Here is a 22,677-nt window from a genome sequence, read left to right as displayed (position 1 = left end):
CCCGATCGTCACGCCGTGAATGTAGCCGGTGTTTTAGTGCGCCGGTTGTCGCGAGAAACACCCCACGCGGCCAGAACTCCGCCGATTGCGCCGAACAGGTGGCCTTCCCACGACACACCGGGCTGGCCGGGCAGCACGCCCCACAGCGCGGCGCCGTACAGCATGAACACGCCGACGGCGATCACCAGTTGCAGCCACGAGCGCGCGAAGATCCCGCGCACCAGCAGGAACGCGAGGAAGCCGAACACCAGCCCGGACGCGCCGATGTGGCTGCCGTCGCTGCCGAGCACCCACACGCCCAGCGCGGACGACAACCAGATGACGGCGGTGACCTGGAAGAACTGCTTGAGACCGCCCGAGTTCGCGAGGAACCCCAGCAGCAGCAACGGAACCGCGTTGCCGGTGAGGTGGCTCCAGTCGCCGTGGATCAACGGCATCCACAGCAGGTTGTCCCACTCGCCGAAGTCACGCGGCCGCACGCCGTCGTCCTCCAGCGAGCCGCCGGTCGCCACGTCGAAGGCCTCGACGGCGTAGAGGAAGCCGACGAACCCCGCCACGACGAGCAGCGACAGCACTGGATGCGGCGGTATAACCCGTTTCGCGAGCGCGGTGCGGTCCACGTCTCCAGCGTACGTGGCGACTAGGGTGGTTGGGTGTCGATCGAAGTAGCGGTGCGCGTGTCCGCCCAGCTCGGTGAGGGCCCGACGTGGGACCACAGCAGCTCCACGTTGCTGTGGGTGGACATCCTCGCCTCCGAGGTGCACCGGTACGCACCCGCGCGGGACGACGACGCGGTGCTCGTGGTGCCCCAGCACGTGGGCGCCGCCAAGCCGCGCGCGCAGGGCGGCCTCGTCTGCAACCTGCGCGACGGCATCGCGCTGGTCGACCGCGACGGCGCCAAGAGCTGGCTCGTCTACTGGGCCCGTGACGGTGTGCGCGGCAACGACGCGGGCATCGACCCGTCGGGCCGCCTGTGGGCCGGCACGATGCGCTACGACCAGGCCGCCGACGAGGGCTGGCTCGCCAGGATCACCGGCGACGGCTCCGCGAAGGTCATGGTGGACAAGGTGAACACGAGCAACGGCGTCGGCTGGAGCCCGGACGGCACGCTCATGTACTTCATCGACACGCCGACCCGCCGCATCGACGTCCTCGACTTCGACAACGCCACCGGCACCGTCGCGAACCGCCGCCCGCTCACCCACGTCGGCAACACCGACGGCTGGCCGGACGGGCTCACCGTGGACGCCGAGGGGTGCGTGTGGGTCGCGCTGTGGGGTGGCCACGCCGTGCGCCGCTACACCCCGGCCGGTGAGCTCGACCGCGAGATCGAGGTGCCCGTGGACAACCCGACCGCGTGCTGCTTCGGCGGTGCCGACTTCACCGACCTCTACGTGACGTCCGCACGTGCAGGACTGTCCGACCAGGCGCTGATGGACCGGCAGCTCAACGGTTCCGTGCTCGTGCTGCCCGGCGCCGGGCAGGGCGTGCCGAGCGTCGCGTTCAACGGCTGAGGCGCGCTGCCGCAGGGGTCCCCCCGAGCTGGGAACCCCTGCGTCACAACCTACTCGGCACCACCGGCAAGATCGTCGGGCTCACGCCCAGAGGTGGCCGTCCAGGCGGGCGGACGCCTCGTCCAGGGTTCCGGCGTAGGCGCCGGTGGACAGGTACTTCCACCCCGCGTCGCAGACGATGAACACGATGTCCGCGGACTTCCCCGCGACCGTGGCCTTCTGCGCCACGGCCAGCGCGGCGTGCAGGATCGCCCCCGTCGAGATGCCGGCGAAGATGCCCTCGGTCTCGAGCAGCTGCCGGGTGCGGCGCAACGCGTCGTAGGACCCGACCGAGTACCGCCCGGTCAGCACCGACTCGTCGTACAGCTCCGGCACGAAGCCCTCGTCGAGGTTGCGCAGGCCGTAGACCAGCTCGCCGTACCGGGGTTCGGCGGCGATGATCTGCACGTCCGGCTTGGCCTCGCGCAGGTACCGCCCGACGCCGACGAGCGTGCCCGTCGTGCCGAGACCGGCGACGAAGTGCGTGATCTGCGGCAGGTCCTTCAGGATCTCCGGCCCCGTGCCGCGGAAGTGCGCCTCCGCGTTCGCCGGGTTCCCGTACTGGTAGAGCATCACCCAGTCCGGGTTCTGCTTGGCGATCTCCTTCGCCGTGGCGACGGCCTGGTTCGACCCGCCGGCGGCAGGCGAGAACACGATGCGCGCGCCGTACGCCTGCAGCAGCTGCTTGCGCTCGGTCGAGGTGTTCTCGGGCATCACGCACACCAGGCCGTAGCCCTTGAGCTTCGCGGCCATGGCGAGCGAGATGCCGGTGTTGCCGGACGTGGGCTCGAGGATCGTCGCACCGGGACGCAGCACGCCGTCCCGCTCCGCCGCCTCGATCATGGCCAGCGCGGGCCGGTCCTTGATCGAGCCGGTCGGGTTGCGGTCCTCGAGCTTCGCCCAGAGGCGCACGTCCTCGGACGGCGACAGGCGCGGCAGGCCCACCAGCGGCGTCCCGCCGAGCGCGTCCAGGAGCGAGTCGTAACGGGCCATGGGGAAGATCAGCCGCCCGCGACGGCCGGGAGGATGGTGACGTTGTCGCCGTCCTTCACCTCGGCCGCGAGGCCGCCGGAGAAGCGCACGTCCTCGTCGTTGACGTAGACGTTGACGAAGCGGTGCAGCGTGCCCTCCTTGACCAGGCGGGCCTTGAGGCCGCCGTGGTTGTTCTCCAGGTCGTCGATGACCTCGGCGAGCGTCGTACCGGCAGCGGACACCGACTTCTCGCCCCCGGTGTGGGTGCGCAGGATCGTCGGGATCGACACGGTGACTGCCATGGTGGTTCTACCTCCGGGAAACGGGTGCAACTCAGGATTCGACGATCTTGACCGGTTCCTCGGTCACGACACCGTCGACGATGCGGTACGACCGCAGCTCGTGCTCGATCGGGTCACGCGTGGAGACCAGCACGTAGTGCGCCTCCGGCTCGCCCGCGAACGAGATGTCGGTGCGGGACGGGTACGCCTCCGTGGCGGTGTGCGAGTGGTAGATGACCACCGGCACCTCGTCGTTCGCGTCCATCCCGCGCCACACCTTGAGCTGCTCGGCCGCGTCGAACCGGTAGAACGTGGGGGACCGCTCCGCGTTCTCCATCTCGATGAAGCGCTCAGGGCTGTCGGACCCGTACGGCCCGGCGATCACCCCGCACGCCTCGTCGGGATGGTCGCGGCGCGCGTGGGCCACCATCGCGTCCACCAGGTCACGGCGAATCACCAGCACGTGCTCAATCCTACGGGCTGGCGAGAGTTGTCTCGGTATGCGAGATACCCGCCCTCAGCCGCTTGCTTCAGCTCTGGCTTATATTAGCGACGGCTACTACAGTGACCGCCGTGCACGCGTTCGACGTACTCGCGGACCCGGTCCGCCGGCGGATCCTGGAACTGCTCGCCAGTGGCGAGCGGGCGGCAGGGGACGTCGGCGAGGTGGTCCAGGCGGAGTTCGGGATCACCCAGTCCGCCGTGTCGCAGCACCTGAAGGTGTTGCGCTCGTCCGGGTTCGTCGAGGTCAGACCCGAGGGCACGCGACGGCTCTACGCCGTGGCGCCCGACCCGTTGCGGGAGATCGACGCCTGGCTCGGCCACTTCCGGCGGTTCTGGGAACCGCACTTCGACGCGCTGGCGACCGAGCTTGCACGCGGCAAGCGTGAACGCAGACTGGAGGCAGAAGGTGACTGACCGCTCCTACGAGGACGGAAAGCTCGTCATCCGGCGGCACTACAAGGCAGGGCGCGAGGACGTCTGGGACGCCATCACCACGCCGGAACGCCTGGTCAGGTGGTTCCTGCCGATCAGCGGCGACCTCCGCCCCGGCGGCCGCTACCAGCTGGAGGGCAACGCGGGCGGCGAGGTCGTCCGCTGCGAGAGGCCCAGCGAGATCGGCCTGACCTGGGAGATGGGCGGCGGCGTCACCGAGGTCGTCGTGAGGCTCGAACCGGACGGCGACTCGACGGTGCTCACGCTGTCGCACTCCCCCGTGCCCGGTGAGCTCGTCCCGAACGCGTCTCCGACCATGTGGGGTCTCGGCGCGGGCTGGGAGATGGGCCTGCACGCGCTGGAGGACTTCCTCGCCGGAGACCTGCCCGAAGGCGCCGCGAAGGACTGGATCGCGACCGCGTCGCAGGACGACCTGATGGCCGCGGGAGTGCGAGCGCAGCAGATCAGCGACGCGTGGACGGAGGTGCTCTCGTGAAGTTCACCAAGGAGGTCGTGCTCGACAGGCCGATCGAGACCGTGCGGGTGATCACGTCGGACCCGGCGCACCTGCACCAGTGGCAGCCGGACCTGGTCAGCATCACCCAGCACAGCGAGACGCCGGGCGCCACTGGTGCCACGGCGACGCTGAAGTACCGCAAGTTCACCCTGGAGGAGACGGTGCTGTCCGCGACCGCCGACGAGCGGATCTCCCGCTACCGGACGACCGGGATGGTGCACACGATCACCAACCGCTACTCGGCGATCGACGACCAGCACACGCTGCTCGTGTGCGACAACGAGTTCGAGCTGTCCGGCCTGCTGAAGCTCGGCCGCAGGGTGCTCGAGAAGTCGCTGCGCGAGCAGGTCGAACGCAACGTCGAGAACTTCAAGGCGTTCATCGACGCCGGCTGAGCACCACCACGAGGTAGAGGGCGAGCAACGCCACCCCGCGCCGTCGCTGTCCCTGGTCGAGCCCGCGCCACGCGGCCAGCTCCGCCCACGCCGCGAACGGGGTGGCGGCGACACCCAGCTTCATCAGCACCTTCCCCAGCCCCGGCGGCACGAGGAACGCCGCGGCGAACAGCCCTGCGGGCGCGACCACCGCCAGTTCCCTGCCGGGGATCTCCCGCGCCGCACCGGGCGGCGCCAGCTCGGACACGACACCTGCTGCCTGATCGATGACATCGGTCATGCCCGGTGTGTACCCACTCAGAGGTCGCGGAAAGCCGTCACACCGTTCAAAGACGTCGCCTCGCGCGTGCCGGACACCACGGCCTCGGCGAACATCTCCGCGGCGGCCGTGCACAACGCGTCCAACGCGAACGCGCGCGGCTCCGCGAGCGGCACGGCACCCGTGGCCAGGGCGAACACCGTGTCGCCGTCGAACATCGAGTGCGCGGGCCGCACGGCGCGGGCCAGGCCGTCCTGCGCGGCCATGGCGAGCCGCTGGCACTCCGCCTTGGACAGGTCCGCGTCCACCGCGACCACGCCGATCGTCGTGTTGAGGCCCTCGGGCTTGCGTTCCGGCAACTCCACCGGCGACGTCCCGAGCGAGGGCAGCCACGGCAGGCCGGACGCGCGGTCGACGACCTCGCCGGAGGCGTTCACCACGGCGAGCGCGCCGATCCGGTGCGCGCCGGCCGTGGCCGTGGCGGCACCGACACCGCCCTTGAGCGAACCGACCCGCGCACCGGCGCCCGCGCCGACGCAGCCCAGTGCGAAGGACTCCGCGGCGGCCTCGCAGGCCGCGTGGCCGAACGAGGCGTCCGGACGATTGCCCCACTCCGACATCGGCAGGTCGAAGATCACCGCGCCCGGCACGATCGGCACGACGTGGTGCGGCTGCGCGCCGACCCGGAAGCCGATCGACCGTTCCGACAGCCAGCGCATGACGCCGTCCGCGGCCGCGAGCCCGTAGGCCGAGCCACCGGACAGGCAGATCGCGTGCACCTGCTGGACCAGGTTCGCCGGGTCCAGCAGATCGGTCTCGCGGGTGCCGGGAGCGCCGCCCCGGCTGTCGACGGCACCGACGGCTCCGGCCGGCACCAGCACGACCGTCGTCCCCGTCGCCCAGCCCGGTTCGACCCGGTGGTGGTGGCCGACGAGGACGCCGGGGATCACGGCGACATCGCTTCGACGAGCGTGTCCTGCACCCAGGTCAGCCAGTGGTAGACGCCGAGGTGCGGTGACCTCGGGTCCTCCGGCGGCAGTTCCTCCGGCATGTCCTCGGTGACGTCCAGCGCCGTCCCCAGGGCCAGACGCACGTCGTTGAGCGACGACATCCAGGCCTCGGCTTCCGCGATGGTCAGCCGGATCTCACCGCCGTCGGGCGAGCAGGTCCGCAGCACGGTCTCGGCCGCACCCGTCTTGTGGTCCAGAAGCTCCGGCTCGTGCAACGAGCGCAACGCCGCCGCCGAGTTGACCTCGTCCGGGTCGGGCGCGTCGTCGTCGAGGCGGTGGAAGTCGGGCAGCAGCCTGCCCAGGATCGGGTCGTCGGGAGCCTCCGACGACCCCGTCCTGATGCCTGTGAGCTCCGCCAGCTCGTCCTGGGGCGCCTCCTCGGCGCGCGCCAGCAGCATGTCCTGGATCTGGCTGACCAGACCGCGCACGACCGCGGCCTCCTGCCGATCCAGCCTGCCGACGACGACGTCGCCGTCGCGGATCCACCTCTTCACGAGGCCCGCTGCATGGTCGCCCAGAGCCCTGCCGCGTGGAGTTTCGCCACGTCGGCCTCCACCTTGTCCTTGGTCCCCGATGTCACGATCGCCTTGCCCTTGTGGTGCACGTCGAGCATCAGCTTGGTCGCATGGTCCCTGCTGAACCCGAACAGCTTCTGGAACACGTACGTCACGTAGGACATGAGGTTTACCGGGTCGTTCCAGACCACGGTCTGCCAGGGTCGGTCCTCGGCGGCGACTTCCTCACCGACGGCCTCCGGCTGCGTCCGTTCCTGTTCGACGGGCGTGGTCATACCGCCAATGGTGTCATGTTCGCCGCAGTGACGGAGACCGCGTGCGGGTAAACCGGATGCGACCTTAGGGTTGGTGACCATGAACTCGACGGCGTTGCTCACCGATCACTACGAGCTCACGATGCTCGCGGCCGCGCTGCGTGACGGCACTGGTGACCGTCCGTGCGTGTTCGAGCTGTTCGCGCGCAGGCTCCCGAACGAACGGCGTTACGGCGTCGTCGCCGGGACGAACAGGCTGCTCGACGCGATCGCGGACTTCCGCTTCGGCGAGGAGGAGATCGACCAGCTGCGCCGCAACGCCGTCGTCGACGATTCCACCTTGGAATGGCTCGCGAACTACCGCTTCACCGGCGAGATCGACGGCTACCCCGAGGGCGAGCTGTACTTCCCCGGTTCGCCGGTGCTGACGGTGCGCGCGTCGTTCGCCGAGGGCGTGGTGCTGGAGACGCTCGCGCTCTCGATCCTCAACCACGACAGCGCGATCGCGTCCGCCGCGGCCCGCATGGCGACCGCCGCGAACGGGCGCCGGATGATCGAGATGGGCTCGCGCCGCACGCACGAGGAAGCCGCCGTGGCGTGCGCCCGCGCGGCGTACCTGGCGGGCTTCACCGCGACGTCCAACCTGGAGGCCGGGCGCCGGCACGGCATCCCGACGGCAGGCACGTGCGCGCACGCGTTCACGTTGCTGCACGACACCGAGGAAGAGGCGTTCCGCAGCCAGGTCGAGGCGCTGGGCGCCGGGACGACGCTGCTGGTCGACACCTACGACATCACCGAGGGCATCAAGACCGCGGTCGCGGTCGCCGGGCCGGATCTCGGCGCGATCCGGATCGACTCGGGCGACCTGGGCGTCCTGGCCCGCCAGGCCCGCGACCAGCTCGACTCCCTGGGCGCCCGCAACACGCGCATCGTCGTGTCGGGTGACCTGGACGAGTACTCGATCGCCGCCCTGCGCGCCGAGCCCGTGGACGCGTACGGCGTCGGCACGTCGGTCGTGGTCGGATCCGGCGCGCCGACCGCGGGCATGGTCTACAAGCTGGTCGAGGTCGACGGCAGGCACGTCGAGAAGCGCAGCACGTCCAAGACGTCGCGCGGCGGCTGGAAGAAGGCGTTGCGGCGGCACAAGGACACGGGCACGGCGCTGGAGGAGGTCGTGTTCCAGGCGTCCTCCGAGCCCGAGCTCGGCCCCCACGACCGGCTGGTGCAGATCCCGCTGATGCGGGGTGGGCAGGTCGCCGACGAGGTACCCACGCTGGAGCAGAGCCGCGATCGCCTGCGCGCGGCGCTGGTGAGCGTGCCGTGGGAGGGCCTCAAGCTCTCGCGCGGCGAGCCCGCGATCCCGACGATCTACCTGGAGAACTGACATGACCAAGGCACTGATCGTCGTCGACGTGCAGAACGACTTCTGCGAGGGCGGCTCCCTGGCCGTCGCCGGTGGTGCGGCCGTGGCCGCGGCCATCTCGCAGCACATCGTCACGTCGTCGTACGACCACGTCGTGGCGACCCGCGACTACCACGTGGATCCGGGTGCGCACTTCTCGCTGACGCCGGACTTCATCGACTCGTGGCCGGTGCACTGCGTGGCCGGGTCGCCCGGAGCGTCGTTCCACCCGGAACTGGACGTGTCGGGCATCGAGCAGGTCTTCTCGAAGGGCCGGTTCGCCGCCGCCTACTCGGGTTTCGAGGCGGAGAACGACCTCGCCGGCTGGCTGACGGAGAGGGGCGTGACCGAGGTGGACGTCGTGGGCATCGCGACCGACCACTGCGTCCGCGCCACCGCCCTCGACGCCCACCGCAACGGCTTCCGCACGAGGGTGCTCGTCGACCTGACGGCGGCGGTCGCGGCGACGACCCGCGACGCCGCCGTTGAGGAGCTGCTCGCCGCGGGTGTCGCTGTCGCCTAGTGGTGTGGCTCGGAAGGTTGCCGGGCGAATTCGCGGTCAGACGGGTGCATCGTGGTGCCGCGAGGCGCCCTGCTGAGCGTGGATTCGCTCGCCAACGGGCCGGGTCACACCACTAAGGCGTCGGCGAGCAGGCCACCGTGCCGAGGGTGATGCTTCCCGTGTAGCCGGACGACGGTTCGAAGGTGAGCTTCAGCAGGGTCATGCTGAGGCTGCCGTCGTTCGGCACCGGGAACACGGTGTCGGTGAACTTGGCCTTGGCGAGCACGGTGCCGTTGCTCGCCTTGACGTCGTGCACGTAGCCGGGCGGGATCTGCGCCGGCAGCCCGGTCCAGCCGGACATGCCCTTGAGCTGCCAGCCCGCCGACGTGCCCTTCTCGTCGGCGTCGCAGTTGACCGACCACTCGGCGATCTTGAGCCGCGGTCCCCTGTTCCCGCCGGACAGCCCGGCGAGGGCGGACAGGTCGAAGGCCACGCCCTTCGCCACGGACTTGGTCCTGGTGAGGAACTCGTCCGGGTTCACCACCTCCGTCGTGCAGGTGGAGCTGGTCTCACCGATCTTGAGCCCGGTCCGGCTCACCGCCGGGCTGGAGCCGGTGACGGTGCCCGCCACGTCCGGGTTCACGTCGCACACCGCGAGCGGCGCCACCGTGAACGTCTGGCCCGCCTTCGCGAAGTCCGCGGATCCCGCCGACGCGCTGCCGGGCGGGTTGGCCGCGAGTGCGGTGCCCGCGGTCGCGAACGTCAACGCGACCACAGCGCCGGTGATCGAACTCTTGCGCATTTTTCGCATTGCCTTTGTTCCCACCGCCCGATAATGGTTGTGATGGGGGGCGCTGATGAATGCCCAGCCCGTCATGCCACCCAAACGTGTAGGCAATTACCTGGTTGGGTGACAGGCGTCTTCGTCAGCGAACGCCCACGAGCGTGGCGTACGGCTCTCGGCGTGGGAGGGCCGTCGGCAGGCCCGCCAGCCTCTCCAGCGCGGAGCACACCCGCACGGCGGCACGCCCGTCGCCGAACGGGTTGCGCCCCAGGGGAAGCCGCAGCCGGGAGCCGAGCACCCAGCCCGCCTCGGCGAGGATGCGGGTGGTGTCGGTGCCGACGAGCCAGGCGCACCCGGCGTCGACGGCGAGCATGCGTTCGGTGGTCTCGCGCAGCACCAGGACCGGCACGCCGAACGTCGGCGCCTCCTCCTGGAGGCCACCGGAGTCGGTCAGCACGAGGGCCGCCCGCTTCAGCACGCGCACGAGGTCCGGGTAGGTCAGCGGGTCGGTGATGACGACGCGCTCGTGGCCGCCCAGCAGTGACACGACCTGTTCGCGCACACCGGGGTTCGGGTGCGCGGGGATCACCACGTGCAGGTCGGGGTGGCGGTCGGCGATGGAGCGCACGGCGTTGAGCACGCGCATCAGCGGGCGGCCCCACGACTCGCGGCGGTGCACGGTGACGAGCATGAGCCGGCCACCGGTGGCGTCCAGGGTGCGTTCCAGGGCCACGAGGTCCGGGCTGGACGCGGGCAGGTCCGCGGCCGAGACGCGCTGAACGGCGTCCACGACCGTGTTGCCGGTGACGACGATGTGGCTGTCCGGCAACGACTCGGCGTTCAGCGCGTTCGCGGCGTCGTCGGTCGGCGCGAGGTGCAGCGAGGTGATGCGGGAGATCATCTGCCGGTTCCCCTCCTCGGGGAACGGGCCGTACAGGTCACCGGTCCGCAGACCGGCTTCGAGGTGCGCCACGGGGATTCCGCGCCAGTACGAGGCCAGCGCCGCGGCCAGGGTCGTGGTGGTGTCGCCCTGCACGAGCGTGACCGCGGGGTCGCGCTCCTGCAGCAGGGCGTCGAACTCGGGCATCAGCCGGGAGACCAGCTCGGCCTGCGTCCCGGTGGTGCGGGGCACGTCCAGCCGCACGTCCGGCACCAGGTCGAACGCCGCGAGCGCCTGCTCGACCATGCCGGAGTGCTGTCCGCTGTGGACGATCGTGGGCCGCAGGCCGGGGTGCCCCTTCAGGGCGATCGCGACCGGGGCGATCTTCAGTGCTTCCGGCCGGGTGCCGGCTACCAGCAGAACCTCTTGTTTGCTCACCGTTGTCCTCGTCTCGGGGAGGGCGGGGAGGTCCGCCCGGGGGCGGGGGCGACCCCGGGCGGACCACTTCAGCCGGCTCGATTCGGTCTGGTCTGGACGGGGACCGCGCGGCGCCTCTTCCGCGCCGAGTGCAGGACGATCGCACCCGCGACGAGAAGGACGATTCCCGCGACGATCCACCAGGTCACGTCCGCGCCGGTGACCGCGAGGGCACCCACGCCCGTGCCGACACCTACGCCGGTACCGGGGACCTTGTACATCTGCCGCTCCTCGTTCAGGCCGTGCCGAGCGACGCGCGACGGCGCAGCGCCACGAAGGCGACCGGAGCGGAGACGACACCGAGCAGGCCGAGGCCGATCCACAGGCCCGCCCCCGACGCCATCGGGATGGGCAGGCCGGCGGGGCCGCACGTGGCCGACGAGATGATCACGTCGCCGGTGCCGATGGAGCCGAGCACGCCCTGCAGCAGCTTGATGTGGATGGCGTTCACGGTGAGGCTGCCGTCGTTGTTCTCGACCTGCTCGTTGAAGATCACCTCGGCGATCTTGATGCCCGCGAGCTGGACGTCGAGCTTCGTGTTGGCCGCCGGATCGGCGTTCACCTGGCCGAGCTTGCCGAGGTTGACGCCCGCGAGCTTGGCGCTGCCGGCGAGACCCTTCTGGGTCGCCGTGCACTCCGCCTCCACCAGTTCGGCGGAGATCTTGCCGGTGACCTTGGAGAGCAGGTCGACCCGGACGTCCGCGGTGCTCGCCCGCGAGTACACGCCGCCGGACTTCTCGTCCCGCGACGCGGAGGCGTTGATGAGACCTGTCTTCAGGATCCCGGTGAGGTCGACGCCTGCGAACGTGTTCTGGGTCGGGCCGTTCGCATTGGCCGCGGCGAACGGCTCCGCGTTGACCGCGGGGTTGCCGAGCAGCGTCACGTCGAGCTTCGCACCGTAGGCCGAGGCGTCCCCCGGAGCGGCGGAAGCGGGTGCGGCACCGACCAGGAGTGCGGCGATCGCGATGACTCCAGCCAGTCCCGTCATTCGGACACGCATGAATCTCCTTCCCTTGATTCCTCCGGCCCCAGGGCGCGCCGATACCAATCTGGTTTCACGCTTTCCGGGGGCAATTACCGGCATCGGCTTTCTTTCGAGGGAACTGAGGGTTACTCCCCGTATCGGGCGACACGACCACCCGACTCGCCCAATCGGCGCCACTCATCGTGGGACTTTTGATCAATTTCCGGTTACGGCGTCACCCGATCCGGGGGTGGAGGATGACGTTGCGTCTACCGATGGAACGTCAAGTAGCCCGTCTGGGCGCTCCCTCATCGGTTGAAAGGATCTTCGGGTGACGCTTGCCGTGCGCCGCACCGCATTCCCGAGCCGGGTGACGGTGGTCGCCCTGCTCGCCGTAGCGGCGGGACTCGTGTTCGCACATCGCCTGTACCGCACGGCGGAGATCTCGCTGTCCGGCGCGGTCCTGAGCGTCATCAGCTCCTACGGCGTGGAGGTGGTCCCAGCCCGCCAGACCGTCTACTTCGGACTGGGCTCGGACACCCCGCTGGGCCTGCGGATGACGCCGGAGTGCACGTCCGCGTTCCTGGTGCTGCCGCTGATCGTCGTCGGCGCGGTCATGATCGCGTTGCGCCCGCGCATCCAGAGCCGCGTGCTGTTCGCACTGGGGGTCGCCGCGCTCGCGGTCGTCATCGTGAACCAGTTCCGCGTGCTGACGCTGGTGGGGCTGGTCGACTGGCTGGGCGTCGACACCGGGTACTACTGGGGTCACACGCTGCTCGGGTCGATGGTGAGCGTGTTCGGTGGCGCGGCCGCGTTGGTCGCGTTCGTCCGGCTGGCCACGCGGAAGTGAGCCTCGACCTCGTCCTCGGGTTCACGCAGGCGCTCGCGCTGACGATGAGCGTCGCCTTCGTGACGTACGTGTTCGTGATCGTGATCCCGTACCTGCGGCGCAAACCCGCGCCCGTCGGCGAGCCCTCGTCGCTGGAGTGGCACTTCTTCGTGCCGTGCCGCGACGAAGAGGCCGTCATCGGCGACACGATCCGGTACCTGCGCACGACGTTCCCCATCGCGCACGTGTGGGTCATCGACGACGACTCGGACGACCGCACCGCCGGGGTCGTGCGGACGTTGAAGCGCAACGGTGGTGTGCGGGACCCGCAGATCCACCTCGTGCAGCGCCAGCGCCCGTACGCCCGCACCGGCAAGGGCAACGCGCTGAACGACGCCTACCGCACGTTGAAGATGTGGATGGGACGGCGTGCGGACGCCGACCGCGCGATCGTCGTGGTGGTCGACGCGGACGGGCGACCGGCGCCGAACTGCCTCGAAGTCTGTGCGGCGCAACACCTCTTCGGCAACCCGCGGATCGGTGCCGTGCAGGTGGACGTGCGGATGATCAACGCGGGCCAGCGGCAGCCGGGGGTGTCGCGGTGGCGCAGGGCGTTCGGTGCCGGGCTCGTGCGGATGCAGGACCTGGAGTTCCGCACGGCCATCGCGGCGATCCAGATGTCCCGCGGCGCCACCGGCACGATCTCCATGGGCGGCAACGGTCAGTTCACCCGCCTGTCCGCTTTGGACTCCATCGCCGGGCCGACCGGAAGTCCGTGGCGCGGGTCGTTGCTGGAGGACTTCGAACTCGGCGTGCACCTGTTGACGGCGGGCTGGCACACGGGTTTCTCCTTGGACACGCACGTGAACCAGGAGGCGCTCTACTCGTTGCGGCGGTTCCTGGCGCAACGCACGCGATGGGGCCAGGGCACCATGCAGTGCATGCGTTATCTGCGGCGCATCTGGGACTCCGACCACCTGACCACGCTGGGCGCGGCGGAGATGATGTACTACCTCGCGCAACCGTGGATGCAGTTGCTGGGCACGCTGATCTACCCGATCCCGATGGCGATGATGGCGTACCGGTTCGCGGTGTCGCCCGCTGAGGTCGTGGCGTGGTTCTTCGACGGCGCGTGGATCCTGTTCACCGTGTACGGCGCGTTCGGTTTGATGCCGTTCGTCCTGTGGGGACCGGTGTACCGCGCACGCTGTGAACCCGTCGGGTTCTGGAAGTCCGTTGCGTACGGGTTCGGCTACGCGCTGTACATCTACACCTTCTACATCACGTCGTGGCGAGCGCTGATCCGGTTGGTGCGCGGCGACAACGGCTGGACCAAAACGCGGCGCAACGAGGAGCGGGTGGCGGGCAAGGTCGCGCTGGACGTCTGACCGGCATGTGTGACCGGTCACTTTGTGGAGATCGAACAAAGACGTTCTCGAGTCCGCGTGGTTAACCTCGGTTCACTCGATTCCGCCTGGGAGGGAACCGTGACTCTCGCACTCGCGCCGCGTCGCACCGTGCTCGCCGACTTCGTGCCGGGCGCCCTGGCCCGCGACCTCGTGCTCGTCGTCGCCGGTGCCGCCTTCACCGGTCTCGCCGCTCAGGTGGCGCTGCCGATCCCCGGCAGCCCGGTTCCGCTGACGGGCCAGACGTTCGCCGCCCTGCTCGTCGGCGCCTCGCTCGGCTGGCAGCGCGGAGCGACCTCGATGCTGCTGTACCTGATCGCCGGGGTCGCGGGCGTGCCGTGGTTCCAGGGCGGTTCGTCCGGTGTGCCGGTCTCGCTCGGCTACGTCGTCGGCTTCGTGTTCGCCGGCGCTCTCGTTGGCTACCTGGCCGGCCGCGGAGGTGACCGCACGCCGTTGCGGACCCTGGGCACGATGGCGCTGGGCAACCTGGCGATCTACTCGGTCGGCGTGCCGTGGCTGATGGCCATGACCGGGATGTCGCTCGGCAAGGCCCTGGCCGTGGGCGTGCTGCCGTTCCTGATCGGTGACGCGCTGAAGATCGCTCTCGCCGCCGGCGTCCTGCCGGGAGCCTGGGCCCTCGTCCGCCGCCGGTAGCTTGGACCGGGTGGTGACACCTGGGGAGTACCTCTCGTTCTTGGACGCGCGCCTGCCCGGTCTCGTGGCAGGCGCGCACGTTTACGGGTCGCGGGTGCTCGACGACGTCGTGCACGACTCCGACCTGGACGTCGTGGTCGAGCTTTCCGCCGCCGCCGAAGTACCGCCCCTGGACGGTGCCGACGTCGCGGTCGTGCTCGCCGGTTCGCTGGAGAAGCCGGTTTTCGACGTGACGCCGTTGGCCGGCGAGATCACTCCCGTGCTGTGGCAACAGCTGCGGACCGTCGGTCAGACCGTGCGTGGTGTGCGGCCCACCTGCCCCGGCAGCGCTGCTGACGTCGAGGCCTACTGCCGCGACAACCTCGTGAGCTACTGGAAGCTGGACTTCGACCGCCTCCGCGAGGTGCTGCCGTCCCTGGATCCCGCAGCGGCGATTCCGCGCGACACGCTGCTGTGGGCAGGTCTCGGCCCGGCCCGGCTGTGGCACACCATCCGGACCGGCGAGATCGTCAGCAAGTCCCGCGCCGGTGAACTGGCCGCCGCCCGCTGGCCGGACCTGCCGGTCCTGGACCTCGTGGCGTCCCGGCGCGGCTCGGACGTGCCGCTGACCGTCGCACACGCCGCAGCCTCCCTCGAGCTGTTCGACCGGATCATGGCCGACGTAACGACGTGAGGTCCGCGGCCGAGAAATCCGCGTGACGACGCATACCCCCGAGGAGCTGGGCTGCCTGGCCGGCGGCCCGGCCCGCGCGGCCGAGGTGGCCCTGGCGAGGCTGATCCAGTCCGGCCTGGTCAGGGTCTCGCGCGAGGGCGTGCTGAGCGCCGTCCACCTGCCCGGCCGCGGCCCCGCCACCCCGCTGGAGGCGCAGGTCCTGGCCGGACTGCGCCACGGCCGCCACCTGAACGACGTCGTCCTCACCGCGTTCAGCTCGGCCGAGGCGGAGGGCCTGCGCGCTCACCTGATCAACCGCGGACTGCTGCGCCGCCGCCGTTCCCTGCGCCCCCGCCTCAACCCCTGGCTGTTCCTGCTGGCACCCCTGCTCGTGGTCGCGGGAGTGCTCAACGCCGTGGCCCCGGAACTCCAGTGGGAGTTCGTGCCGCAGCTGCCCGAGTTCCCGTTCTGGTACTTCTTCGCGGCCGCGGCAGCGGTGTACGTCTGGGCCTCGGTGCTGCGCGCCCGCGACCCCGGCCGCCTGCGCACCAGGACGGGCTACGTCCTGCTGAAACGCGCCAAGCGCCGGGTCAGCCCGCAGGACCCGGTCGGCGCGGTCGCCGTGCGGGGGCTGCGCGGGAAGATCGGCGGCGTGGCGGTCGCCGGGATGTTCGGGCTCAGCGCGGTCGTGGTCGGAACGCTGCCGCACCGCGACGCGTCGTCCAGCAGCAGCTGCGGTGGGGGCTGTTCGTCCAGCTCCTGTGGCAGTGACAGCGGTGGTGACGGCGGGAGCAGTTGCGGTGGCGGGTGCGGCGGAGGTGGCGGCGACTGAGCGGGTCCGACGGGACTGTCGGACCCTCCGGGTACGGTCTGTCCCGTGCCTGAAGTTCCCCCCACCCTGAGCCTGCTCGAAACCGCCGTCCACGCCGTGGGTGGCGCGGAGCGTCCTGGTCAGGTGGAGATGGCCGAGGCCGTCGACCACTCGATCCGCACGGGCGAGCACCTCGCGGTGCAGGCGGGCACGGGTACCGGCAAGTCGCTGGCGTACCTGGTGCCGTCGATCCGGCACGCGGTGGCCGAGGACGAGACGGTGGTGGTCTCGACGGCCACGATCGCGTTGCAGCGGCAGCTGGTGGACCGGGATCTGCCGCGGCTGTCCAAGGCGCTCAAGAAGGACCTGGGGCGTGAGCCCACGTTCGCGATCCTCAAGGGCCGCAGGAACTACCTGTGCATGCACCGCGTGCACAACGGCGCGCCGGACGAGCCGGAGGAGGACGCGCTGTTCGACCCGTTCGCGGTGTCGAAGCTCGGGCGCGAGGTGAAGCGGCTGCACGAGTGGTCGTCGGACACCGAGACCGGTGACCGGGACGAGCTCGTGCCCGGTGTCAGCGAGCAGGCGTGGCGGCAGGTCAGCGTCACGGCTCGTGAGTGCCTCGGCGTGTCGAAGTGCCCGATCGGGTCCGACTGCTTCGCGGAGCGGGCGCGGGCCGAGGCGGGCAAGGCGGACGTGGTGGTCACGAACCACGCGATGCTCGCCATCGACGCGCTGGAGGGCTACCAGGTCCTGCCCGACCACGACGTCGTGGTGATCGACGAGGCGCACGACCTGGTCGACCGCATCACGTCGGTGGCCACGGAGGAGCTGAGCGGGGCGTCGGTCGGCATGGCGGCGCGCAGGTGCGGGCGGCTCATCGACCAGGACATCGCGGACCGGCTCGCCGAGGCGAGTGACGGGCTGGCGATGATCCTGGAGGACATGCCGTCCGGCCGCCTGGACGAGCTGCCGCGGGCGCTCGCGGGTGCGCTGGCGGCCACGCGCGACGCGGCGCACAACTGCATGTCGGCCATGGGGTCGGAGCGCAAGGAGGACCCGGACGCGGCGACGACGCGCAAGCTCGCGCTGGCGTTGCTGGAAGAGGTCCACGACTGCGCGGTGCGGGTGCTGGAGGCGTTCGACGAGGAACGCGACGTCGTCTGGGTGTCGGGCGACTTCAACCAGAAGGCGCCGTCCCTCAGGGTCGCGCCGCTCGGTGTCGGCGGCCTGCTCCGGGAGCGGCTGTTCGCCAAGCGCACCACCGTGCTGACGTCCGCGACGCTGACGCTCGGCGGTGCCTTCGACGCGATGGCGCGCCAGTGGGGCCTGCCGCCGGCGGAGAAGGTCCGCAAGATCGAGGGCGCGGCGACCGACAAGGACATCGACGGTCCCAGGTGGAGCGGCCTCGACGTGGGCTCGCCGTTCCAGCACGGCACGAGCGGAATCCTCTACGTGGCAAGGCATCTGCCGGCGCCGGGCCGTGACGGCCTGCCGCCGGAGTACCTCGACGAGATCGAGGGCCTGGTGAACGCGGCGGGCGGCCGCGCGCTCGGCCTGTTCTCCTCGACGCGGGCGGCCAAGGCCGCCACCGAGGCGCTGCGGGACAAGCTCGAGTACCCGATCCTGTGCCAGGGCGACGACGCGACGGGCCTGCTGGTCAAGAAGTTCTCCGAGGACGAGCGCACGTGCCTGTTCGGCACGCTGTCGCTGTGGCAGGGCGTCGACGTGCCGGGGCCCAGCCTCCAGCTCGTGATCATGGACCGCATCCCGTTCCCGCGCCCGGACGACCCGCTGGCCTCCGCCCGCCAGAAGGCGGTGAGCTCACGCGGCGGCAACGGCTTCCTGACCGTCGCCGCCACGCACGCCGCCCTGCTGATGGCCCAGGGCGCCGGCAGGTTGCTGCGCTCGATGTCGGACAAGGGCGTGGTGGCCGTCCTCGACCCGCGCATCGCCACCGCCCGCTACGGCGGTTTCATCAGGGCCTCACTCCCCCCGTTCTGGACGACCTACGACCCGGAAGTGGTGCGCGGCGCCCTCAAGCGCCTGGACGAGGCTCAGACCCCTTGATCCGCTCGATCAGCTCGTCGCGGTAGGCCTGGACCTCCGGCAGTTCCGGTTCGGAACCGCCGGCACGCGCGAGCGCGCCTTCGAGGATCTTCAACCCCTGCCGCTCGTCCCCCTTCGCGTCCGCCAGCCGTGCCGCGTTCTCCATGGCTTTCGCGAGCTTGGTGCGCGCCTCGGGTTCCTGGGCGGCCTTGTTGACCCGGATCCAGTTGCCGCCCGGATCGACGACGGTGAACCCGGTGTACCGGTCGTTGCGCAGCCGCGGCCGGGTCATCCTCGGAATGCCGGAGATGAGCACCTTCCCGTGCACAGCGCGCATTCCCGCCGAGAACGCCTCGAACAGCGGACCGGTGTCCTCGACGACGACCACGCACGTGCTGTGCGACTGCTCGGGAACGTGCCCTTCCAGCCCGTAGAAGTGCAGGTTGATGTCTTCACGCTGCACGCAGACGTACGGGTTCGGGCGCGTCTGCCGGTAGGTGATCGAGAAGCCGAGCATCTCGTAGAAAGCCGACATCTCGTCGATGTCGACACAGGGCAGGAGCGGAATCGTCAGTTCGTTTGCCACCGCCCGAAGCTAAGCCCGGAACCGCTGAAACGACACGGAGCTATTTGCTCGTGCGAACGGTGAATCAGCTGTGCAGGCCGAGCCGTTCAAGCAGCTCTTCGCGGAACTCCAGCGCCGAGGCCCGCTCCTCCTCCGAAGCGTGCACCTCCCGCGCCAGCGCCCCTTCGAGGATCTTCAACGCCTGCCGCTCGGCCGCGTGCGACCCGGCCAGCGTCACCGCGTTGTTCAACGCCCGCGACAGGCCGTTGCGCCGGTTCTCCCGTTCGCGCACCGCGGGCACCACCCGGATCCAGTTGCCGCCGGGATCGACGAACAGGAACCCGTCCCGCCGGGGCCGCGTCATCCGCGGGATGCCCGTGACCAGCACTCGCCCGTACACGGCACGCATCCCTGCCGCGAACGCGTCGTACAGCTCACGAGGGTCCTCGGCCTGGATCAGGCACGAGCTGTACGACTGTTCTGCCTGGTGGCCGGGGATGCCGAAGAAGTGGAGGTCGATCTCCTCCCGCCGCACCGACAGGTACGCGGTCGGCCGGTACTGCCGGTACGTGACCGTGAACCCGAGCATCACGTAGAACTCGGCCACCTCGTCGATGGAGTCGCACGGCAGCAGCGGGATCGTCACCTCGTTGGCCACGTCGCCAAACTAGACCCGGAGATCAGCCGTCGACCAGCAATCCACGTAACGGTCCTTGCAGCCTTCCGGCACGGCGGGACACACCGGGCAGCGACGTCACCCGCGCCGGACGTTCCAGGGCCGGGCGCCACATCGTGTCCACCACCTCGTGCACGGGACCGGACACGTCACCGTCCAGGCCGTCCAGGTGCTCCGCCCACAGCTTCAGCCGAGTCGCCCGCACGACCGCGGCGTCGTCGGTCACCACGTTGACCTCGGTGTCGTTGAACAACGAGTGCTCGTTCAGGTTCGCCGAGCCGACCGACATCCACTTGTCGTCCACAATGCACAGTTTGGCGTGCACGTAGACCGGCGCATCCCCGTGCGCGACAAGGGTTGCGGCGAGGACCCGCTCGCCGGGATCGGCGTCGAGCATCCGGCCGAGCTGTCCGCGGGTGGTGTCGGCGCCGTTGCTCGGCTTCTGCGGCAACACCAGCACCAGCCGGAAGTCCGGTGACGGCGGGTTCTTCAGCTTCTCCAGCAGCACCTCGGTGATCTCCGGCGACCACAGGAACTGGTTCTCCACGTACACGAACGACTCCGCCGCCCGCAGCGCCCGCAGGTACGAGTCGAGCAGGCTGAAGTCGCCGTGCGGCGAGAAGTCGTAGGTCTTCTCCGGAATGGTGCGGACGAGCTGCACCGACGACGAACCGGCTTCCGGCGGCACCTCGGGCGAGGGCAAGGTCTCCCCCGCGATCTCCAGCCAGCGCGCGGCGAAGTGCGCGGCCACCTCCGCGACGACCGGGCCCTCCAGCTTCGCGATGTGGTCGTGCCAGCCGAGGTCGCGCGGCGGGTGGTCCGGCGAGTCGTGGCGGTCGCCCTCCACCGCCGTCATGTCGAGGCCGCCGACGAACGCCACGTCGTCGACGATCACGATCTTCTCGTGGTGGCAGTGCAGGGTGCGTTCGCGCGCGTCGAGCTCGCAGCGGATCGCTCCGCACTCCAGGAAGGCCTTCTGCGCCGCGGCGGCCCGCTTCCGCGTCGGTTCGAAGAACGGCACGGGCGGGCCCGCCCACAGCAGGACGCGCACCGGGACCCGTTCCGCCGCCGCCGACAGCAGTTCGCGCAACTGCGGCGCCCCCGGCTCCCGGGTCAGCTGGAAATCGGGTGACGCGTGCCAGTTCGCGATGTGGATGTACTTCTGCGCACCCTCGATCGCCTTCGCGATGACGGGGAACGCGTTGGCCCCGTCGACCAGTACCTCGATCTTGTTGCCGCGCTGCACAGGACGGCGCGGGGTGAACCATCCCGCGCCGTCGCCTTCGAGCACGTCGCCCCATCCCAGTTTCCGCAGTCTTCGCGTGTGATGGGAGCACAGCAAGTTCTCCAGCCCGTCTCCGAGCCGGGCGTCAAGAACGTCGAGTAAGCCCACGAGAGGCGGATTTACCCGTTTCACGCGCTTCTAAACAGCGAGCACCGTCGTCGTGCCCGGTTCGACCTCCGTGAAACCCGCGTCCCGCACCGCCACGACGTCGCCGCGGTGGATCAGCGAGTCCCACTCCGCGACGGACGGAGTCCGCACGGCGCACCGGTAGTCCAGCTCCGCCCACGCCTTCAGCTCGACCGCGGAGAGGCGCGGCGCGAGCAGCATCGACGCGTGGCCGACCTGGGCCGCGAGCTTGCCGGCGGACATCTCGACGCGCGGGTTCACGTACAGCAGCCGCGCGCCCTCGGGCACGGGTCCGGGCTCGTCGGCAGGCAGGTCGGAGCCGGAGATCTGCAGCTTGGCGACCTCCCGCGGCGTCTCGGACACAAGCACGGGCAGCAGCGAGCGGACCGACGCGCCGTCGACCGTCACGGTCACCCCGGGCAGCTCCTGTACGGCCTCCCACTGCACGCCACGGGCCCGCCGCGACACCTTGCGGATCCGCCCGGCCACCCACGCCCGCACGGCCTCGTGCCACTCGCCGTCGACGTCGGCTCGGGGGTCGAGGCACACCGCGACCGCCGAAGCGGCCGCGGCCTCCAGCAACGCCGTCCGGGACGGCGGGTCGACGCGTTCGATGCGCAGCACCATCGGCATCGCGCGGACTTCGGACTCAGCCACATTCCTTCTGGCTGCGTAGTTCTCGGAAGCGATCAGGTCGAGGATCATCACAGCCGGATCTGCTCCAGGCCGTCCGCGGCGTCCGCGGCCTCCACCTCGGCCCGCGTCACGCCGAGGATGAACAGCACCGCGTCCAGGAACGGGTGCGACAGCGCCGTGTCGGCCACCTCGCGTAGCGCGGGCTTCGCGTTGAACGCGATGCCGAGGCCCGCCGCGTTCAGCATGTCGATGTCGTTCGCGCCGTCACCGACCGCCACGCACTGCGCCAGCGATACACCGACCTCGTCGGCGAACCGGCGCAGCGCCACGGCCTTGCCCGGCCGGTCGACGATCTCGCCGACGACCTTCCCCGTCAGCTTGCCGTCCACGACCTCCAGCGTGTTCGCCGCGCAGAAGTCCAGCTGCAGCTCGTCCGCGAGACCCGTGATCACCGACGTGAACCCGCCGGACACCACACCGCAGTAGAAACCGAGCCGCTTCAGCGTCCGGATCGTCGTGCGCGCGCCGGCCGTGAGCTCCAGCGTGGACCCGACCTCCTCCAGCACCTTCTCGTCGAGGCCCTCCAGCAACGCCACCCGGCGCCGCAGCGACTCGGCGAAGTCGAGCTCGCCGCGCATCGCGGCCTCGGTGATCTCGCGCACCTGCTCCTCGCACCCGACGTGCGCGGCCAGCATCTCGATCACCTCGCCCTGGATGAGCGTGGAGTCGACGTCGAACACGACCAGGCGCTTGGCCCTGCGGGTCAGCCCGGCGCGTTCGACCGCGATGTCGAGACCCACCCGGACCGACACGTCGGCGAGCGCCGACCGCAGCGCCGCGTCGTTCTCCATCGTGTCGTCCGCGACCGAAACGCGCAGCTCGAGACCCGTGACGGGGTAGTCGGCGACACCGCGGATCGCGTCGATGTTCACACCGAGCGACGCCAGCCGGCGCGCGACCTCGGTGAACGCCTTCGCGGTCACCGGGCGGCCCAGCACGATCAGCACGTGCGACGACTCCAGGCGGGCGGTGCGCTTCGAGTCCGCGCCGATCTCGATCTCCACGTGCATCGAGACGGTGGCCATGGCCTGCTCGACCGACTCCTGCAGACCCTCGGGGTCGTGGTCGGTCGACACCAGCGCGCCGAGCACCAGCCTGCCCCTGATCACGACCTGCTCCACGTCGAGCACCTCGACGCCGTGCCGTGTCAGCACGGCGAACAGCACCGAGGAGACGCCGGGCTTGTCGGGGCCGGTCACGGTGATGAGCACGGGCGTTTTCACGTCG

29 protein-coding genes are annotated in these 22,677 nt (G+C 70.3%); 12 read left to right on the top strand and 17 right to left on the bottom strand.

Annotated elements, in window-relative coordinates; translation table 11 throughout:
• Window positions 1–8: 8 nt before the first annotated feature.
• Window positions 9–620, bottom strand: coding sequence for a rhomboid family intramembrane serine protease (locus tag LX88_RS17795; protein ID WP_258948902.1), 612 nt, complete (start codon window positions 618–620; stop codon window positions 9–11).
• Window positions 621–653: 33 nt separating this feature from the next.
• On the opposite strand from LX88_RS17795, the gene LX88_RS17790 reads away from it, so the two are divergent.
• Window positions 654–1,514, top strand: a complete 861-nt coding sequence (locus LX88_RS17790; RefSeq protein WP_258948901.1) for an SMP-30/gluconolactonase/LRE family protein — start codon at window positions 654–656, stop codon at window positions 1,512–1,514.
• Window positions 1,515–1,595: 81 nt separating this feature from the next.
• Here the strand turns inward: LX88_RS17790 and LX88_RS17785 are convergent, their stop codons facing one another.
• Genes LX88_RS17785 through LX88_RS17775 form a run of 3 tightly spaced genes read right to left on the bottom strand, consistent with a single transcriptional unit; the run spans window position 1,596 to window position 3,269 of the window.
• Complete coding sequence (locus LX88_RS17785) at window positions 1,596–2,546, bottom strand: PLP-dependent cysteine synthase family protein (protein WP_258948900.1); 951 nt, start codon at window positions 2,544–2,546, stop codon at window positions 1,596–1,598.
• An 8-nt stretch (window positions 2,547–2,554) separates the two neighbouring features.
• On the bottom strand, window positions 2,555–2,827 hold the full coding sequence (locus tag LX88_RS17780) for a MoaD/ThiS family protein (RefSeq protein ID WP_030479225.1): 273 nt from the start codon (window positions 2,825–2,827) through the stop codon (window positions 2,555–2,557).
• Window positions 2,828–2,858: 31 nt separating this feature from the next.
• Window positions 2,859–3,269 (bottom strand): M67 family metallopeptidase, encoded by a 411-nt coding sequence (locus tag LX88_RS17775; protein ID WP_030479226.1) that lies wholly within the window; start codon window positions 3,267–3,269, stop codon window positions 2,859–2,861.
• A 110-nt stretch (window positions 3,270–3,379) separates the two neighbouring features.
• Between LX88_RS17775 and LX88_RS17770 the strand changes: the two genes are divergently transcribed.
• From LX88_RS17770 to LX88_RS17760, 3 genes are read left to right on the top strand one after another with little or no spacing between them, the layout of a single operon-like run.
• A complete protein-coding gene (locus LX88_RS17770) occupies window positions 3,380–3,724 on the top strand; it encodes an ArsR/SmtB family transcription factor (protein ID WP_258948899.1) in 345 nt (114 codons plus the stop codon).
• A complete protein-coding gene (locus LX88_RS17765) occupies window positions 3,717–4,238 on the top strand; it encodes an SRPBCC family protein (protein WP_258948898.1) in 522 nt (173 codons plus the stop codon). The genes LX88_RS17770 and LX88_RS17765 overlap by 8 nt, the downstream gene beginning before the upstream one ends.
• Entirely contained in the window at window positions 4,235–4,654 is a 420-nt protein-coding gene (locus LX88_RS17760) for an SRPBCC family protein (RefSeq protein WP_258948897.1), read from the top strand. The genes LX88_RS17765 and LX88_RS17760 overlap by 4 nt, the downstream gene beginning before the upstream one ends.
• On the opposite strand, the gene LX88_RS17755 is transcribed toward LX88_RS17760, so the two are convergent.
• From LX88_RS17755 to clpS, 4 genes are read right to left on the bottom strand one after another with little or no spacing between them, the layout of a single operon-like run.
• Complete coding sequence (locus LX88_RS17755; protein ID WP_090008102.1) at window positions 4,638–4,934, bottom strand: hypothetical protein; 297 nt, start codon at window positions 4,932–4,934, stop codon at window positions 4,638–4,640. The two genes, LX88_RS17760 and LX88_RS17755, sit on opposite strands and share 17 nt — an antisense overlap.
• Before the next feature lie 17 nt (window positions 4,935–4,951).
• Window positions 4,952–5,863, bottom strand: a complete 912-nt coding sequence (locus tag LX88_RS17750; RefSeq protein ID WP_258948896.1) for a P1 family peptidase — start codon at window positions 5,861–5,863, stop codon at window positions 4,952–4,954.
• The gene (locus tag LX88_RS17745) at window positions 5,860–6,417 is read right to left on the bottom strand and encodes a DUF2017 domain-containing protein (protein ID WP_258948895.1); all 558 of its coding nucleotides are present in this window, start codon (window positions 6,415–6,417) and stop codon (window positions 5,860–5,862) included. The genes LX88_RS17750 and LX88_RS17745 overlap by 4 nt, the downstream gene beginning before the upstream one ends.
• Window positions 6,414–6,713, bottom strand: coding sequence for an ATP-dependent Clp protease adapter ClpS (gene clpS, locus LX88_RS17740; RefSeq protein WP_030479230.1), 300 nt, complete (start codon window positions 6,711–6,713; stop codon window positions 6,414–6,416). Before clpS ends, LX88_RS17745 begins: the two co-directional genes overlap by 4 nt.
• 79 nt (window positions 6,714–6,792) lie before the next feature.
• On the opposite strand from clpS, the gene LX88_RS17735 reads away from it, so the two are divergent.
• Window positions 6,793–8,076, top strand: coding sequence for a nicotinate phosphoribosyltransferase (locus LX88_RS17735; RefSeq protein ID WP_258949195.1), 1,284 nt, complete (start codon window positions 6,793–6,795; stop codon window positions 8,074–8,076).
• Between the two features lies 1 nt (window position 8,077).
• On the top strand, window positions 8,078–8,617 hold the full coding sequence (locus tag LX88_RS17730; protein ID WP_090068389.1) for an isochorismatase family protein: 540 nt from the start codon (window positions 8,078–8,080) through the stop codon (window positions 8,615–8,617).
• Between the two features lie 112 nt (window positions 8,618–8,729).
• Here the strand turns inward: LX88_RS17730 and LX88_RS17725 are convergent, their stop codons facing one another.
• The 4 genes from LX88_RS17725 to LX88_RS17710 form a co-directional block, all read right to left on the bottom strand.
• Entirely contained in the window at window positions 8,730–9,398 is a 669-nt protein-coding gene (locus tag LX88_RS17725) for a hypothetical protein (RefSeq protein ID WP_258948894.1), read from the bottom strand.
• A gap of 124 nt (window positions 9,399–9,522) precedes the next feature.
• A complete protein-coding gene (gene wecB, locus LX88_RS17720; RefSeq protein ID WP_258948893.1) occupies window positions 9,523–10,698 on the bottom strand; it encodes a non-hydrolyzing UDP-N-acetylglucosamine 2-epimerase in 1,176 nt (391 codons plus the stop codon).
• Window positions 10,699–10,766: 68 nt separating this feature from the next.
• Window positions 10,767–10,958, bottom strand: coding sequence for an LAXTG motif-containing small protein (locus LX88_RS17715; RefSeq protein WP_258948892.1), 192 nt, complete (start codon window positions 10,956–10,958; stop codon window positions 10,767–10,769).
• A gap of 14 nt (window positions 10,959–10,972) precedes the next feature.
• Window positions 10,973–11,737: a choice-of-anchor protein CoaP gene (locus LX88_RS17710; protein ID WP_258948891.1), complete on the bottom strand. Its 765-nt coding sequence runs from the start codon at window positions 11,735–11,737 to the stop codon at window positions 10,973–10,975.
• A gap of 295 nt (window positions 11,738–12,032) precedes the next feature.
• Here LX88_RS17710 and xrtP point away from each other — a divergent pair, with 295 nt between their 5' ends.
• The 6 genes from xrtP to LX88_RS17680 all read left to right on the top strand — a co-directional run bounded on the left by xrtP (window position 12,033) and on the right by LX88_RS17680 (window position 18,123).
• The gene (gene xrtP / locus LX88_RS17705) at window positions 12,033–12,551 is read left to right on the top strand and encodes an exosortase P (protein WP_258948890.1); all 519 of its coding nucleotides are present in this window, start codon (window positions 12,033–12,035) and stop codon (window positions 12,549–12,551) included.
• The gene (locus LX88_RS17700) at window positions 12,548–13,918 is read left to right on the top strand and encodes an XrtP-associated glycosyltransferase (protein WP_504928584.1); all 1,371 of its coding nucleotides are present in this window, start codon (window positions 12,548–12,550) and stop codon (window positions 13,916–13,918) included. Before xrtP ends, LX88_RS17700 begins: the two co-directional genes overlap by 4 nt.
• A 99-nt stretch (window positions 13,919–14,017) precedes the next feature.
• Window positions 14,018–14,590 carry a biotin transporter BioY gene (locus LX88_RS17695; protein WP_258948889.1) on the top strand — a complete coding sequence of 191 codons (573 nt, stop codon included), beginning with the start codon at window positions 14,018–14,020 and terminating at the stop codon, window positions 14,588–14,590.
• A gap of 10 nt (window positions 14,591–14,600) precedes the next feature.
• Window positions 14,601–15,263, top strand: a complete 663-nt coding sequence (locus LX88_RS17690; RefSeq protein ID WP_258948888.1) for a hypothetical protein — start codon at window positions 14,601–14,603, stop codon at window positions 15,261–15,263.
• A gap of 22 nt (window positions 15,264–15,285) precedes the next feature.
• Window positions 15,286–16,074 carry a TIGR04222 domain-containing membrane protein gene (locus LX88_RS17685; protein WP_258948887.1) on the top strand — a complete coding sequence of 263 codons (789 nt, stop codon included), beginning with the start codon at window positions 15,286–15,288 and terminating at the stop codon, window positions 16,072–16,074.
• Between the two features lie 45 nt (window positions 16,075–16,119).
• On the top strand, window positions 16,120–18,123 hold the full coding sequence (locus LX88_RS17680; protein ID WP_258948886.1) for an ATP-dependent DNA helicase: 2,004 nt from the start codon (window positions 16,120–16,122) through the stop codon (window positions 18,121–18,123).
• Here the strand turns inward: LX88_RS17680 and LX88_RS17675 are convergent.
• From LX88_RS17675 to serB, 5 genes are all read right to left on the bottom strand, one after another.
• Window positions 18,092–18,688, bottom strand: a complete 597-nt coding sequence (locus LX88_RS17675; RefSeq protein ID WP_258948885.1) for a DUF8817 family protein — start codon at window positions 18,686–18,688, stop codon at window positions 18,092–18,094. The genes LX88_RS17680 and LX88_RS17675 overlap by 32 nt on opposite strands.
• Before the next feature lie 64 nt (window positions 18,689–18,752).
• Window positions 18,753–19,325, bottom strand: a complete 573-nt coding sequence (locus tag LX88_RS17670) for a DUF8817 family protein (RefSeq protein ID WP_258948884.1) — start codon at window positions 19,323–19,325, stop codon at window positions 18,753–18,755.
• Between the two features lie 22 nt (window positions 19,326–19,347).
• Entirely contained in the window at window positions 19,348–20,634 is a 1,287-nt protein-coding gene (locus tag LX88_RS17665; protein ID WP_258948883.1) for a phospholipase D-like domain-containing protein, read from the bottom strand.
• 132 nt (window positions 20,635–20,766) lie between these two features.
• Complete coding sequence (locus LX88_RS17660) at window positions 20,767–21,459, bottom strand: peptidyl-tRNA hydrolase (RefSeq protein WP_372511335.1); 693 nt, start codon at window positions 21,457–21,459, stop codon at window positions 20,767–20,769.
• Window positions 21,459–22,673 carry a phosphoserine phosphatase SerB gene (gene serB / locus LX88_RS17655; protein WP_258948882.1) on the bottom strand — a complete coding sequence of 405 codons (1,215 nt, stop codon included), beginning with the start codon at window positions 22,671–22,673 and terminating at the stop codon, window positions 21,459–21,461. Before serB ends, LX88_RS17660 begins: the two co-directional genes overlap by 1 nt.
• Between the last annotated feature and the right edge of the window lie 4 nt (window positions 22,674–22,677).

Origin of the sequence: Lentzea californiensis (assembly GCF_024648825.1) — a bacterium.
GTDB classification, from domain to species: domain Bacteria; phylum Actinomycetota; class Actinomycetes; order Mycobacteriales; family Pseudonocardiaceae; genus Lentzea; species Lentzea californiensis.
The sequence above is the reverse complement of the archived record's forward strand: the minus strand, read 5'-3'. Positions and strand labels throughout refer to the sequence as shown.